Genomic DNA, 14,012 nt, shown 5'->3' on the forward strand with positions numbered 1-14,012 from the left:
ACTAGGGTGGACGTGATCGAGGTCGCAACGGGGCGACCGTTGGTCTGGCAGTTCGTCCGACACACAGTCTCACCGAAGAGGTGCACAGCAGTGACCGTTCGCGTTGGTATCAACGGCTTTGGCCGCATCGGCCGCAACTTCTTCCGCGCCATCGTGGCGTCCGGAGCCGACATCGAGGTCGTGGCCACCAACGACCTCATGGACAACAAGACCCTCGCCCACCTGCTCAAGTACGACTCGATCCTGGGCCGCTTCCCCGGCGAGGTCACCTACGACGACACGTCGATCATCGTCGACGGCAAGGCGATCCGCGTCTTCGAGGAGCGCGACCCCGCCGCCATCGACTGGGCCGGTGTCGGCGCCGACGTCATCGTCGAGTCCACCGGCTTCTTCACCGACGCGCAGAAGGCGAAGGCGCACATCGACGGTGGAGCCAAGAAGGTCATCATCTCGGCCCCGGCCAAGAACGAGGACATCACCATCGTCATGGGCGTCAACCACGACCTCTACGACGCCGAGAAGCACACCGTCATCTCCAACGCCTCGTGCACGACGAACTGCCTCGCGCCGATGGCCAAGGCCCTCAACGACGAGTTCGGCATCGTCAAGGGGCTCATGACGACGATCCACGCCTACACGCAGGACCAGAACCTGCAGGACGCCCCGCACAAGGACCTCCGCCGCGCCCGCGCCGCCGCCCTCAACATCGTGCCCACCACGACGGGTGCGGCCAAGGCCGTCTCGCTCGTGCTGCCCGAGCTCAAGGGCAAGCTCGACGGCTACGCGCTGCGCGTGCCGGTGCCGACCGGCTCGGCCACCGACCTCACCTTCGAGGCCGGCCGCGAGACGACGGTCGAGGAGGTCAACGCCGCGGTCAAGGCCGCCGCCGAGGGCCCGCTCAAGGGCTTCCTCGTCTACACCGAGGACGAGATCGTCTCCAAGGACATCGAGACCGACCCCGCCTCGTGCATCTTCGACGCCGGCCTCACCAAGGTCATCGGCAACCAGGTCAAGGTCGTCGGCTGGTACGACAACGAGTGGGGCTACTCCAACCGCCTCGTCGACCTCGTCGCGCTCGTCGGCAAGAGCCTCTGAGCCACTCGGCCACCGCCCCGGCGCTCCCGCCGTCGACACCGGAGCGCGTCGGGGCGGTGGCCGCCTCCATGCCCGGCTGCACCACCAACTGACGAAGAGGCATCCCGCGTGAAGACCACCAGCGACCTCGGCGACCTGCGCGGCAAGCGCGTGCTCGTCCGGTCCGACCTCAACGTGCCGCTCGACGGCACGACGATCACCGACGACGGCCGCATCCGCGCGTCGGCCCCGACGATCAAGGGCCTGACGGACGCCGGCGCGCGCGTCGTCGTCTGCGCCCACCTCGGCCGCCCCAAGGGCGCGCCGGAGGCCAAGTACTCGCTCGCCCCCGTGGCGAAGCGCCTCGGCGAGGTGCTCGGCACCGACGTCGTCTTCGCCGAGGACACCGTCGGCGACGACGCCAAGGCCAAGGCCGCGGCGCTCGAGGACGGCCAGGTGCTGCTCCTCGAGAACCTCCGCTTCAACGCCGGCGAGACCGCCAAGACCGACGAGGAGCGCGCCGAGTTCGCCGGCGAGCTCGCCTCTCTCGCAGACGTCTTCGTCTCCGACGGCTTCGGCGTCGTGCACCGCAAGCAGGCGTCGGTCTACGACGTCGCGCGCCTGCTGCCGCACGCCACCGGCCAGCTCGTCTCCACCGAGGTCGACGTGCTGCGTCGCCTCACGCAGGACCCCGAGCGGCCGTATGCCGTCGTGCTCGGTGGCGCGAAGGTGTCCGACAAGCTCGGCGTCATCGGCAACCTGCTCGGCACCGCCGACCGTCTGCTCATCGGCGGCGGCATGGTCTTCACCTTCCTCGCGGCGCAGGGCCACGAGGTCGGCAAGAGCCTGCTCGAGGCCGACCAGATCGACACGGTCAAGGGCTACCTCGAGCGTGCCGAGAAGGAGGGCGTCGAGATCGTGCTCCCCGTCGACGTCGTGGCCGCCGACGCGTTCAGCGCCGACGCCGACCACGAGGTCGTCGCCGTCGACGCGATCCCGGCCGAGCGGATGGGCCTCGACATCGGACCGGCGTCGAGCCGTCTCTTCGCCGAGAAGCTCACCGACTGCCGCACCGTCTTCTGGAACGGCCCGATGGGCGCGTTCGAGATGGCGCCCTACGCCGACGGCACCAAGGCCCTCGCCGAGGCGCTCGTCGACATCACCGCGCGCGGCGCGCTCACCGTCGTCGGTGGCGGCGACTCGGCCGCGGCCGTGCGCCAGCTCGGCTTCGACGACGAGCAGTTCGGCCACATCTCGACCGGTGGCGGCGCGAGCCTCGAGTACCTCGAGGGCAAGGAGCTGCCCGGTCTGACCGTTCTCGAGGAGGGTGGCGCCTGATGGCGAAGGACAGCAAGCAGGTCGGCCGCGTGCCGCTCATGGCCGGCAACTGGAAGATGAACCTCGACCACTTCCAGGCCACGCACCTCGTGCAGAAGCTCGACTGGACGCTGCGCGACGCCAAGCACGACCACACGGCCGTCGAGGTCGCCGTGCTGCCGCCGTTCACCGACCTACGCTCCGTGCAGACGCTCGTCGAGGGCGACAAGCTCGAGCTGCGCTACGGCGCGCAGGACCTCTCGCCCCACACGTCCGGTGCCTACACGGGCGACATCTCCGGCGCGTTCCTCGCCAAGCTCGGCTGCACGTACGTCGTCGTCGGCCACAGCGAGCGTCGTGAGGGTCACGGCGAGACCGACGAGGTCGTCGGCGCGAAGGTGCGGGCGGCATACGCCCACGGGCTGACGCCGATCCTCTGCTGCGGCGAGGCGCTCGAGGTGCGCAAGGAGGGCGGCCAGGTCGAGCACGTCGTCGCCCAGCTGCGCGCGGCGCTCGAGGGCGTCACCAAGGAGCAGGCCGCCACCATCGTCATCGCCTACGAGCCCATCTGGGCCATCGGCACCGGCGAGGTCGCCACCCCGGACGACGCGCAGGAGGTCTGCGCAGCCGTGCGCAACCTGCTCGCCGACCTCTACGGCGGCGACGTCGCCGACGCCGTGCGCGTGCTCTACGGCGGCAGCGTCAAGGCGAACAACGTGGCCTCGATCATGGCCCAGGAGGACGTCGACGGCGCGCTCGTGGGCGGCGCCTCGATCGACCCGACCGAGTTCGCGTCGATCTGCCGCTACCGCGACCACCTCGCGACGTCCTGACGAGCCGCCGTCGGCCGGACGCACCCGAGTGGTGCGTTCGGCCGACGGGCGTGCGGGCAGGTATCCTTGCCCGAGCCCCGGAACACGACCGGGACCAGCCCGGAACGCGCGGGCGGCGGGCTGCGGCCCGCAAGCCCCGAGAGCCCGACGATTTGGAGTGACCACGTGGATGCGGTTCGCATCGTGCTGCAGGTCCTGCTGGTGCTGTCCAGCATGGTCCTGACCCTGTTCATCCTGTTGCACAAGGGCAAGGGTGGTGGCCTGTCCGACATGTTCGGCGGCGGCATGTCGACCTCGCTCGGCGGCTCCTCGGTGGCCGAGCGCAACCTCGACCGGTTCACCGTGGCCGTCGCGGCCGTCTGGGCGGCATCCATCATCGGTCTGGGCCTCCTGGCCCGTTTCGCGAGCTGAGAGGAACCCACACATGGCAAGCGGAAACGCCATTCGCGGCAGCCGGGTCGGCGCCGGCCCCATGGGCGAGGCCGAGCGCGGCGACGCCGCCCCCCGCGTCCACATCTCGTACTGGTGCTCCAACGGGCACGAGACGCGCCCCAGCTTCGCCGAGGAGCCCGGCATGGTGCTCCCCGAGACGTGGGACTGCCCCCGCTGCGGCTTCCCGGCCGGGCAGGACAAGGACAACCCGCCGGCCCCGCCGAAGGTCGAGCCCTACAAGACGCACCTGGCCTACGTGAAGGAGCGGCGCAGCGACGCCGACGGCGCGGCCATCCTCGACGAGGCCCTCAGCACGCTGCGCGAGCGCGGCCTCATCCAGTGACCTGACGGTCGCCTCGCGACCAGACACGACGAAGGGCCCGGGAGCGATCCCGGGCCCTTCGTCGTGTCACTGCGGCTGTCGGTCGTCGCCGAGGCCGGATGCCGCGGGCTCGTCGACGAGCCACAGCGTGGCCTCGCTGCCCCGCGGTCCGGCGGCCGGCACGTCCCAGCGGTCGGCGCCCGGTGCCTGGGCGGCGGCGACGGCCTCTGCCTTGTCGGCGCCCGAAACGAGGAACCAGACCTGCCGGCTGCGCTCGAAGCACTCGAACGTCAGGCTGACGCGGTCGGGCGGCGGCTTGGGGGAGTCGTGCACCGCCACGGCGATCGCGTCGGTGACGCGCTGGGCGGGGTGGTGCGGGAAGAGCGAGGCGACGTGCCCGTCCGGACCGACGCCGAAGAGCACGACGTCCCAGCCGCCCTGGCCGTGCTCGCGGATCGAGCGGGCGTAGGCGTCCGCGCTCTCCTCGGCGCTGCCGGACGCGTCCGGGCCGGCCACCCGGTGCACCTTGGCGGGGTCGAGCCCGAGCCCGAGCAGGCCGGCCTCGTCGTTCTGGGTGTCGTTGCGGTCGGGGTCGCCGGCCGGCAGGTAGCGCTCGTCGCCCCACCACACCCGCACCCGCTGCCAGTCCACCGTGTCGCGCTCGGGCAGGCGGGCCACCGCGGCGATGATCGCCGAGCCCATCGACCCACCCGTCAGCGCGACCTGCGCCTCGGGCGTGCGCGACTGCGCCTCCTGCAGCGCCACGACGAACCGGGCCGCGGCCGCGTCGGCGAGCGCCTGCTTGTCCGCGTGGACGAGCACCTGCGGGTCGGCGGTCACGACGACGCCTGTGGTGCCGTGCCGGTCTTCGCCGCAGCCGACCTCGTGGCGGAGGTCTTCCGGGCGCCGGCGGTCTTCTGCGTGGCCGCGGACTTCTTGGCTCCGGCGGTCTTCTTCGTGGCCGCGGACTTCTTGGCGCCCGCGCTCTTCTTCGTGGCCGCGGTCTTCTTCGTGGTCGCGGACTCCTTGGTGCCCGCGGTCTTCGTGGCCGCCTTCTCACGGCTGCGCGCCGTCTCCTTCTCGCGCTGGGTGCGCTTGCCGGCGAGCTTGCGCGCGGCCGCGACGTGCACCTGCTCGGTCTCGGCGTGCTCCGGCGCGGGCGGCGCCGTGATCATCGCCGAGGCCTCGCGCGCCGAGTCGTCCCGGCCGAGGCGGGCCGCGAGCTTGCGGGCCTCCTCGGGGTCGGGAGCCTTGCCGGCCTTGGCCGCCGCACTCGCGGTGAGGCGGACGGGCAGCAGCTTCTTGAGGCCCTGCACGAGCGCGGCCTCGTAGGTCTCGTCGGGGTCGAGGCGGCGCAGCTCGTCGGCGAGGCTCTCGGGGAGCTCACGCCGGGGCAGGCTGATCCGACGGTCCGGCTGGCCGTACTGCGAGAGCGTCGCGACGACGTCGCCGGGGCGCACGAGGTCGACGGGGCCGCTCTTGCGCTCGAGGCGCACGGCCGTGATGCCGGAGCCTCGCGGGGTCGACACCCGGTGCACCGGCACCTTGAGCTGCACGGAGAGCCAGCCGGCGAGCAGGTCGGCCGACGGGGAGTCGGGCGCCCCACTGACGACGGCCCCGGTGATCGGCTCGTAGGGCGGCTGGTCGAGCGCGGCCGCGAGCAGGCCGCGCCAGTGCGTCACCCGCGTCCACGCGAGGTCGGTGTCGCCGGGCCTGTAGCTCGCCGCCCGCTTCTTGAGCATGAGCCGCGGGTTGCGGTGCTCGGCGGCGTCGGTGATGCGGCGCTGCGCCATCGCCCCGATGGGGTCCTTGGCGACGTCGGCCGGGGCCTCGCCCGGCCACCACGCGACGATGGGGGAGTCGGGCAGCAGCAGCGGAACGACGACGCTCGGGCCGTGGTTGGCGAGGTTGCCGTAGAGGCGCAGCACGACGATCTCGCTCGCGCCGGCGTCGCCGCCGAGGCGGATCTGCGCGTCGAGGCGGTTCTTGCCGCGGCGGTCGCCGGAGATGACGACGATGATGCGGCAGGGGTGCTGCCGGCTCGCCTGGTTGGCGACGTCGATGGCGCGCTGGGCGTCGGTGTCCTCGACGACGACGACGAGGGTGAGCACCCGGCCGAGCGCCATGGCGCCGACCTCGTTGCGCAGCCGCACGAGCGTCTTGCTGATGCCCGTCGTCGTGGTGTCGGTCAGGTCGCGGATCACGGCATCCTCCACGTGCGTCCGTCGCGTTCGAGCATCCGGTCGGCCGAGGGCGGCCCCCACGTGCCGGCGGGGTACTGCTCCGGCTTGCCCGACTTGGCCCAGTGCTTCATGAGCGGGTCGAGGATCCGCCAGGACGACTCGACCTCCTCGTGCCGCGGGAAGAGCGGCGGGTCGCCGAGCAGCACGTCGAGGATGAGCCGCTCGTACGCCTCGGGCGAGGCCTCGGTGAACGACGAGCCGTAGCCGAAGTCCATCGTCACGTCGCGCACCTCCATCTGCGCGCCGGGCACCTTGGAGCCGAAGCGCAGGGTGACGCCCTCGTCGGGCTGCACGCGGATGACGATCGCGTTCTGGCCGAGCTCCTCCGTCGCGGTGTGCTCGAAGGGCAGGTGCGGCGCCCGCTTGAACACGACGGCGATCTCGGTGACGCGCTTGCCGAGGCGCTTGCCGGTGCGCAGGTAGAACGGCACGCCGGCCCAGCGTCGGGTGTCGACCTCGAGGGTCACCGCCGCGAAGGTCTCGGTCGTGGAGGCCGCGTCGACGCCGTCCTCGGCGAGGTAGCCGACGACCTCCTCGGCGCCCTGCCACCCCGACCCGTACTGGCCGCGCGCGGCACCCTTGTCGAGGTCGGCGGGCAGGCGGACGGCCGAGAGCACCTTCTCCTTCTCCGCGCGAAGGTCCTTGGCGTCGAAGGAGACCGGCTCCTCCATCGCGGTCAGGGCCAGCAGCTGGAGCAGGTGGTTCTGGATGACGTCGCGAGCCGCGCCGATGCCGTCGTAGTAGCCCGCGCGGCCCGCGATGCCGATGTCCTCGGCCATCGTGATCTGCACGTGGTCGACGTAGTTGGCGTTCCACACCGGCTCGAAGAGCTGGTTGGCGAAACGGAGCGCCAGCAGGTTCTGCACCGTCTCCTTGCCGAGGTAGTGGTCGATGCGGAAGACCGAGTCCGGCGGGAAGACGCCCTCGACGATCTCGTTGAGCTCCTGGGCGCTCTTGAGGTCGTGGCCGAAGGGCTTCTCGATGATGACGCGGCGCCAGCTGTCGCCGTCGGCGCTCGTCAGGCCGCACCGCTCGAGCTGCTCGCACACCGTCGCGAAGAAGCTCGGCGGGATCGAGAGGTAGAACGCGTGGTTGCCGCCGGTGCCGCGGTCGCGGTCGAGGTCGGCTACGGTCTTGGCGAGCAGGTCGAAGGCGACCGGGTCGTCGAACGTGCCGGGCACGAAGCGGAACCCCTCGGAGAGGTTGCGCCAGACGTCCTCGCTGAAGGGCGTCCGCGCGTGCTGCTTCACGGCGTCGTGGACGACCTGGCCGAAGTCCTGCGTGGCCCAGTCGCGCCGGGCGAACCCGATGAGCGAGAAGCCCGGCGGCAGCAGCCCGCGGTTCGCGAGGTCGTAGATGGCCGGCATCAGCTTCTTGCGGGCGAGGTCACCCGTCACGCCGAAGAGGACGAGGCCGCACGGCCCCGCGATGCGGGGCAGGCGCTTGTCCTCTGCGGTGCGAAGCGGGTTCTGGCCGTGGGCGATCCGCGCCGGGCTCATGCACGCCCTCCGCCGGCCAGCACCTCGCGCAGCTGCGCGAGACCGGCGTCGTGGTCGGTGAGGTGCAGCTGCAGCACGGGGCGACCGTGCTCGGCGAGCACGGCGGCGTCGCCGCCGGCCTGCGAGCCGATGAAGTCGCCGAAGGTGAACTCGCGGCCGGGGATGGCGAGGTCCTCCTTGGGGGCCGTCGTCACCTGGAGGTAGACGCCGAGCGCGGGGCCGCCCTTGTGGAACTGGCCGGTGGAGTGCAGGAAGCGCGGGCCCCAGCCGAAGGTCGTCGGGCGCTCGGTGCGCCGCGCGAGCGGCACCCGGCACTCGGCGAGGTCGGCGTCCGCGAGGCGGTCGAGGTAGGCCATGACGGCGACGTAGCCGCGGTCGGCGTCGAGCTGGGCGAAGAGCGCGTCGAGCGCCGCGGGCACGGTGGTCGCGTCGCCGAGCCAGCCGCCCGAGCCGTCGCTGCCACCGAGGGCGCGGATCTCGACCGCACCGTCGGTGGCGGCCGGGGCCTCGCTCGCGCCGGTGCCCTGGTCGAGCAGGGCGCGCGCGGCCTTCTTGGCGCTCTCGACGTCCGGCTGGTCGAAGGGGTTGATGCCGAGCAGGCGCCCGGCGACCGCGGTGGCGACCTCCCAGAGGAGCAGCTGGGCACCGAGCGCCCCGCCGACCCGCACCTCGGAGGCGGCGCCGTCGCCGGCGCCCTCGGCATCCGCGTCGACGAGGCGCGCCACCGTGACGTCGGCGGCAGGCCAGGTGACCTCGGGGTCGGAGTCGCCGCCGACGACGACGGGCAGCACGCCCGTGCCGTTCTTGCCGGTCGACTCGGCGATGAGCTGCTCGGCCCAGTCGGCGAAACCGACGATGCCGGAGCCGTCGTCGACGAGCACGAGCTTGTCGCGCAGCGGGTCGGTGCCCCCCATGGCCGCGCCCAGGCGCAGCCCGGGGTTGGCGTCGTCGTCCTCGGCGAGCAGGTCGGCCACCGACTCGGCGTCGTCGAGGAGGCCCTCGACGTCGACGCCGGCCAGGCCGCTCGGCACGAGGCCGAAGGCGGTGAGGGCGGAGTAGCGCCCGCCGACCTCGGGGTCGGCGTTGACGACGCGGTAGCCCTTCTCCCGCGACTCGGCGTCGAGCGGGCTGCCGGGGTCGGTGACGACGACGATGCGCGCGGCCGGGTCGATGCCGGCGTCGGTGAACGCCTGCTCGTAGGCGCGGCGCTGCGAGTCGGTCTCGACCGTGGAACCCGACTTGCTCGAGACCACGACGACGGTGTGCTCGAGGTCGTCACCGAGCGCGCGGCGCACGTAGTCGGGGTCGGAGGAGTCGAGCACGACGAGCGGCTTGCCGGCGGTGGCGCAGATGACTTCGGGGGCGAGCGACGAGCCACCCATGCCACAGAGCACGACGTGCGTCAGGCCCTGCTCGGCGAACGACTCGCGCATCGCGGCGATCTCGCCGACGAGCGGGCGCGAGGAACGGGGGAGGCCCACCCAGGAGAGGCGGATCCGCGACTCGGACTCGGCATCCGGACCCCACAGGGTGGCGTCCTTGGCGAAGAGGCGGCTCGCGACGGCGTCCTCGACCAGGCCCGGCACGTGCCTCCCGATCGCGTCCGCCGCAGCTCCTGATGCGCTGACGGACAGCGAGCTCATGCGGTCACCTTCTCCATCTCCGCGGTGACGCCGTCGAGCAGCTCGCCCCAGGCCTTCTCGAACTTCTCGACGCCCTCGGTCTCGAGCAGGTCGACGACCTCGGTGTAGGAGACGCCGACGCGCTCGAGGTCGTCGAGCAGGTTGCTCGCGAGCTCGTAGCCACCGGTCACGGTGTCGCCGTGCACGTCGCCGTGGTCGGCGGTCGCCTCGAGCGTCGCGCCGGGCATCGTGTTGACGACGTTCGCCGTGACGAGCTCGGTGACGTACATCGTGTCGGGGTAGGCCGGGTCCTTGACGCCGGTCGAGGCCCAGAGCGGGCGCTGCGCGTTGGCGCCGGCCTCGGCGAGCGTGCCCCAGCGCGGCGTCGAGAAGACCTCCTCGAACGCCTGGTAGGCGAGGCGGGCGTTGGCCAGGCCGGCCTTGCCCTTGAGGCCCCTGGCCTCGTCGGTGCCGATGGCGTCGAGCCGCTTGTCGATCTCGGTGTCGACGCGCGAGACGAAGAACGAGGCGACCGAGTGGATCTTCGACAGGTCGTGGCCGGCGGCGTGCGCCTTCTCGAGGCCCTCGAGGTAGGCGTTCATGACGGCCCGGTAGCGCTCGAGCGAGAAGATCAGCGTCACGTTGACGCTGATGCCCTCGGCGATGACGGCGGTGATGGCCGGCAGGCCGGCCTTCGTCGCGGGGATCTTGATGAGGACGTTCTCGCGGCCGACGGCGTCGTGGAGCGACTTCGCCTGCGCGACGGTCTTGTCCGTGTCGTGGGCCAGGCGCGGGTCGACCTCGATCGAGACGCGGCCGTCGACGCCCTTCGTGGACTCGTAGAGCGGGAGGAAGAGGTCGCAGGCGTTGCGCACGTCGGACGTCGTCAGCTCGTGCACGACCTCCTCGACGTTCTTGCCGTCCTTGGTCAGGGCGGCGAGGTCGTCGTTGTAGCGCTCGCCCTTGGAGAGCGCGGCCTGGAAGATCGACGGGTTCGACGTCAGGCCGACGACGTTGCGCTCGGTGATGAGGTCGGAGATCTTGCCGGTCTCGATGAGCTCGCGGGACAGGTCGTCGAGCCAGATGGAGACTCCGGCGTCGGACAGGGCCTGGGTGTTCGGGTTGGTCATGCTGTTCACTTCCCCTTGCTCGTAGCGGATGCGGCTGCCGCGCCGGCGGCGTTGCCGCTGCCGGTCCCCGCGTCGCCACCCATGACGTCCGTGGACGCGCTTTGGGCCGCGCGGGCCGGGTTGGTCTCGGTGACACCGGGCGCCTTCGTGGCGGCGCGACCGGCGGCCTTGAGGGAGTCCTTGGCGGCCTTGACGACGGCCTCGGCGGTGATGCCGAACTCGCGGTAGAGGGTCGCCTGGTCGGCCGAGGCGCCGAAGTGCTCGATGCTGACGATGCGCCCGGCGTCACCGACGACGTCGTGCCAGCCCATCGAGATCCCCGCCTCGACGCTGACACGGGCGCGGACTGCCGGCGGCAGAACCTTGTCCTGGTAGGAACGGCTCTGCTTCTCGAACCATTCCCGGCACGGCATCGACACGACGCGCGTCGAGATGCGCGACTTCTCGAGCTTCTCGGCCGCGGCCACGGCGAGCTGCACCTCGGAGCCGGTGGCGACGAGGACGACGTCCGGGTCACCCGCACGCGACTCCTCGACGAGCACGTAGGCGCCCTTGGCGACACCGCTCGTCTTCCCGTACTTCTTCCGGTCCCACGTCGGCACCGGCTGACGGGTGAGGCACAGGGCGGCCGGGCCGTCGGTGTTGGTGAGGATCTGCGCCCACGCCGCCGCCGTCTCGTTGGCGTCCGCGGGGCGCACGACGTCGAGGCCGGGGATCGCGCGGAGCGAGGCGAGGTGCTCGATCGGCTGGTGCGTCGGGCCGTCCTCGCCGAGGCCGATGGAGTCGTGGGTCCACACGTACGTCACGGGCGCCTGCTGGATCGCCGCGAGGCGCACGGCCGGTCGCATGTAGTCGGAGAAGACGAGGAAGGTGCCGCCGTAGGGCCGGGTCAGGCCCTCGAGCGCGATCCCGTTGAGGATCATGCCCATCCCGTTCTCACGGATGCCGAAGTGCAGCGTGCGCCCGAAGGGGCCGCCCTTCCACGTCGACGTCTGCTTGCCCGACGGGATGAAGGAGGGCTGGCCCTCCATCGTCGTGTTGTTCGACTCGGCGAGGTCGGCGGAGCCGCCCCAGAGCTCGGGCATGACGTCGGCGAGCGCGGTCAGCACCTTGCCGGAGGCGGCGCGCGTGGCGACGCCCTTCTCGTCGGCGGGGAACGTCGGCAGCGCCTTGGCGAGCCCCGCGGGGGCGTCGCCGGCGAGGATGCGGTCGAGCAGGGCCGCACGGTCCGGGTTGGCCTTGCGCCACGCCTTGAACGAGGTGTTCCACTCGCGGTGCGCGGCCTTGCCGCGCTTGACGACGTCGCGGGCGTGCTTGAGCACTGCCGGCTCGACGGCGAAGGACTTCTTCGGGTCGAAGCCGAGCAGCTCCTTCGTCGCGCCGATCTCCTCGTCGCCGAGGGCCGAGCCGTGCGACTTGCCGGTGTTCTGCTTCGTCGGGGCGGGCCACGCGATGATCGTGTGGAGCACGACGAGGGTCGGCTTGTTCGTCACCTTGTCGCCGGAGCGGATGGCGGCGAGCAGGGCGTCGACGTCCTCGACGTAGGTCGCGCCGTTCGCGTCCTGGCGCCAGTCCACCTCGACGACGTGCCAGCCGTACGCCTCGAAGCGCGCCGCGACGTCCTCGCTGAAGGCGATGTCGGTGTCGTCCTCGATGGAGATTTGGTTGGCGTCGTAGACGACGGTGAGGTTGCCGAGCTCCTGGTGGCCCGCGAGGGCGCAGGCCTCGTGCGAGACGCCCTCCTGCATGTCGCCGTCGGAGGCGATGACGTAGACCGAGTGGTCGAAGGGGCTGGTGCCGGGCTTGGCGTCCGGGTCGAAGAGGCCGCGCTGGCGGCGCTGGGCCATCGCCATGCCGACGGCGGAGGCGAGGCCCGAGCCGAGCGGCCCGGTCGTGATCTCGACGCCGGGGGTGTGGTGCACCTCGGGGTGGCCGGGCGTCAGCGAGCCCCACGTGCGCAGCGACTTGAGGTCGTCGAGCGAGAGGCCGTAGCCGCTGAGGTAGAGCTGGACGTACTGCGTCAGGCTCGAGTGGCCGCACGAGAGCACGAAGCGGTCGCGCCCGAGCCACGTCGGGTCGGACGGGTCGTGCGTCATGACGTTCTGGTAGAGCAGGTAGGCGAGCGGTGCGAGCGACATGGCCGTTCCGGGGTGGCCGTTGCCGACCTTCTGCACGGCGTCGGCCGCGAGGAGGCGCGTCGTGTCGACGGCCCGGACGTCGAGGTCGCTCCAGCCGGCCTTCTTCGCGCGGGGGAGCGGGAGGCCCGGGTCACGCTGTGCCAGCACGCCCTTCGCCTTTCCCGTTCTCGCGGTGCTGGATCGGGTGGGCTTCTTCGCCGGGGCGGTGGTGCTGGACGCAGCGGTGGGCACGGAACGGTTCTCCTTCGACACGGCGGATCGCGTACGGGATCGAGCCTAGTCCCCGGCTCGGAGGGGACGACACCTCGCCCGAGGGGCGGTACGTGCTCGTGCTGGTGCGGTGCCGACCGTCCGCGCCGACGGTCTAGACTTGCGACGCAACGGTTCCGTACCCCCCGGTCGGAGCGACGTACCAGCGGTGAGGATGTCAGTGACAACGGTGGACCCCCGCGCCGACCTCTCGGCGCTGAACGGTCCGGACGGCAGTGGACTGAAGTTCCTGATCGGACAGTACGTCTCGCTGATGAAGCCGCGGATCATCGAGCTGCTCCTCATCACGACGATCCCCGTCATGTTCCTCGCGGAGCAGGGCGTGCCGGACCTCTGGCTCGTCGTCGCGACGGTCGTCGGCGGCACCCTGTCGGCGGGCGCGGCGAACACGCTCAACTGCTACATCGACCGCGACATCGACGCGGTCATGCACCGCACGAGCAAGCGCCCCCTCGTCACCGGCACGGTGAGCCCGCGCGCGGCCCTCGTCTTCGGCGTCGGCCTCGCCGTCGCCTCGACGCTGTGGCTCGGCCTGCTCGTCAACTGGCTGAGCGCCTGGCTCGCCCTGGCGGCGCTGCTCTTCTACGTCTTCGGCTACACCCTGCTGCTCAAGCGCCGCACGGCGCAGAACATCGTGTGGGGCGGCGCGGCCGGCTGCATGCCGGTGCTCATCGGCTGGTCGGCCGTCACCGACTCGCTCAGCTGGTCGGCATTCATCCTCTTCCTCGTCATCTTCTTCTGGACGCCGCCGCACTACTGGCCGCTGTCGCTGCGCTACAAGGACGACTACGCGTCGGCGCACGTGCCGATGCTGCCGGTCGTCGAGCGCTTCGTCGTCGTCGCGCGCCAGATCGTCGTCTACTCGTGGGCCATGGTGCTGACGTCGCTCGCGCTCATCCCGGTGCAGCAGGTCGGCTGGGTCTACACCGTGGCCGCGGTCGTCTCGGGCGCGCTCTTCCTCCTGGAGGCGCACCGCCTCCTCGCCAAGGCCCGTGCAGGCGTCGCCGAGGACGTGCTGCGCCCGATGCGCCTCTTCCACTTCTCCATCACGTACCTGACGATCCTCTTCGTCGGTGTCGCGATCGACCCGGTCTGGCACCTGCCGCTGCCGTTCTTCTCCTGACCGGTCCCT

12 protein-coding genes are annotated in these 14,012 nt (G+C 71.6%); 6 read left to right on the forward strand and 6 right to left on the reverse strand.

Features of this window, described 5'->3' with window-relative positions; genetic code table 11:
- The first annotated feature begins 90 nt into the window (after window positions 1–90).
- The 5 genes from gap to ABT295_RS00730 all read left to right on the forward strand — a co-directional run bounded on the left by gap (window position 91) and on the right by ABT295_RS00730 (window position 3,999).
- Window positions 91–1,095 (forward strand): type I glyceraldehyde-3-phosphate dehydrogenase, encoded by a 1,005-nt coding sequence (gene gap / locus ABT295_RS00710; RefSeq protein ID WP_352392510.1) that lies wholly within the window; start codon window positions 91–93, stop codon window positions 1,093–1,095.
- Between the two features lie 108 nt (window positions 1,096–1,203).
- Window positions 1,204–2,412 (forward strand): phosphoglycerate kinase, encoded by a 1,209-nt coding sequence (locus ABT295_RS00715; protein ID WP_352392511.1) that lies wholly within the window; start codon window positions 1,204–1,206, stop codon window positions 2,410–2,412.
- On the forward strand, window positions 2,412–3,224 hold the full coding sequence (tpiA, locus tag ABT295_RS00720; RefSeq protein WP_352392512.1) for a triose-phosphate isomerase: 813 nt from the start codon (window positions 2,412–2,414) through the stop codon (window positions 3,222–3,224). Before ABT295_RS00715 ends, tpiA begins: the two co-directional genes overlap by 1 nt.
- A 165-nt stretch (window positions 3,225–3,389) precedes the next feature.
- Entirely contained in the window at window positions 3,390–3,635 is a 246-nt protein-coding gene (gene secG / locus ABT295_RS00725) for a preprotein translocase subunit SecG (protein ID WP_188031918.1), read from the forward strand.
- Between the two features lie 13 nt (window positions 3,636–3,648).
- Window positions 3,649–3,999 (forward strand): RNA polymerase-binding protein RbpA, encoded by a 351-nt coding sequence (locus tag ABT295_RS00730; protein ID WP_081633871.1) that lies wholly within the window; start codon window positions 3,649–3,651, stop codon window positions 3,997–3,999.
- A gap of 66 nt (window positions 4,000–4,065) precedes the next feature.
- Here ABT295_RS00730 and pgl read toward each other — a convergent pair whose 3' ends face one another.
- From pgl to tkt, 6 genes are read right to left on the reverse strand one after another with little or no spacing between them, the layout of a single operon-like run.
- On the reverse strand, window positions 4,066–4,818 hold the full coding sequence (gene pgl / locus ABT295_RS00735) for a 6-phosphogluconolactonase (protein WP_352392513.1): 753 nt from the start codon (window positions 4,816–4,818) through the stop codon (window positions 4,066–4,068).
- Window positions 4,815–6,182 (reverse strand): glucose-6-phosphate dehydrogenase assembly protein OpcA, encoded by a 1,368-nt coding sequence (locus ABT295_RS00740; RefSeq protein ID WP_352392514.1) that lies wholly within the window; start codon window positions 6,180–6,182, stop codon window positions 4,815–4,817. Before ABT295_RS00740 ends, pgl begins: the two co-directional genes overlap by 4 nt.
- Window positions 6,179–7,720 (reverse strand): glucose-6-phosphate dehydrogenase, encoded by a 1,542-nt coding sequence (gene zwf, locus ABT295_RS00745; RefSeq protein WP_352392515.1) that lies wholly within the window; start codon window positions 7,718–7,720, stop codon window positions 6,179–6,181. The genes ABT295_RS00740 and zwf overlap by 4 nt, the downstream gene beginning before the upstream one ends.
- A complete protein-coding gene (locus ABT295_RS00750) occupies window positions 7,717–9,363 on the reverse strand; it encodes a phosphoglucose isomerase-related protein (protein WP_352392516.1) in 1,647 nt (548 codons plus the stop codon). The genes zwf and ABT295_RS00750 overlap by 4 nt, the downstream gene beginning before the upstream one ends.
- Complete coding sequence (gene tal, locus ABT295_RS00755; protein ID WP_352392517.1) at window positions 9,360–10,472, reverse strand: transaldolase; 1,113 nt, start codon at window positions 10,470–10,472, stop codon at window positions 9,360–9,362. The genes ABT295_RS00750 and tal overlap by 4 nt, the downstream gene beginning before the upstream one ends.
- 5 nt (window positions 10,473–10,477) lie before the next feature.
- Window positions 10,478–12,757 carry a transketolase gene (gene tkt, locus ABT295_RS00760; RefSeq protein ID WP_352392518.1) on the reverse strand — a complete coding sequence of 760 codons (2,280 nt, stop codon included), beginning with the start codon at window positions 12,755–12,757 and terminating at the stop codon, window positions 10,478–10,480.
- 271 nt (window positions 12,758–13,028) lie between these two features.
- Here tkt and ABT295_RS00765 point away from each other — a divergent pair, with 271 nt between their 5' ends.
- The gene (locus ABT295_RS00765; protein ID WP_502991061.1) at window positions 13,029–14,003 is read left to right on the forward strand and encodes a heme o synthase; all 975 of its coding nucleotides are present in this window, start codon (window positions 13,029–13,031) and stop codon (window positions 14,001–14,003) included.
- The last annotated feature ends 9 nt before the right edge of the window (window positions 14,004–14,012 follow it).

Source organism: Terrabacter sp. NPDC000476 (genome assembly GCF_040300125.1).
GTDB lineage: Bacteria > Actinomycetota > Actinomycetes > Actinomycetales > Dermatophilaceae > Terrabacter.

Excerpts from the sequence above, each read along its gene's own strand:
- tal (WP_352392517.1), bottom strand. The coding sequence starts at position 10,472 with ATGACCAACCCGAACACCCAGGCCCTGTCCGACGCCGGAGTCTCCATC.
- zwf (WP_352392515.1), bottom strand. The coding sequence starts at position 7,720 with ATGAGCCCGGCGCGGATCGCCCACGGCCAGAACCCGCTTCGCACCGCA.
- ABT295_RS00730 (WP_081633871.1), top strand. The coding sequence starts at position 3,649 with ATGGCAAGCGGAAACGCCATTCGCGGCAGCCGGGTCGGCGCCGGCCCC.
- ABT295_RS00750 (WP_352392516.1), bottom strand. The coding sequence starts at position 9,363 with ATGAGCTCGCTGTCCGTCAGCGCATCAGGAGCTGCGGCGGACGCGATC.
- tpiA (WP_352392512.1), top strand. The coding sequence starts at position 2,412 with ATGGCGAAGGACAGCAAGCAGGTCGGCCGCGTGCCGCTCATGGCCGGC.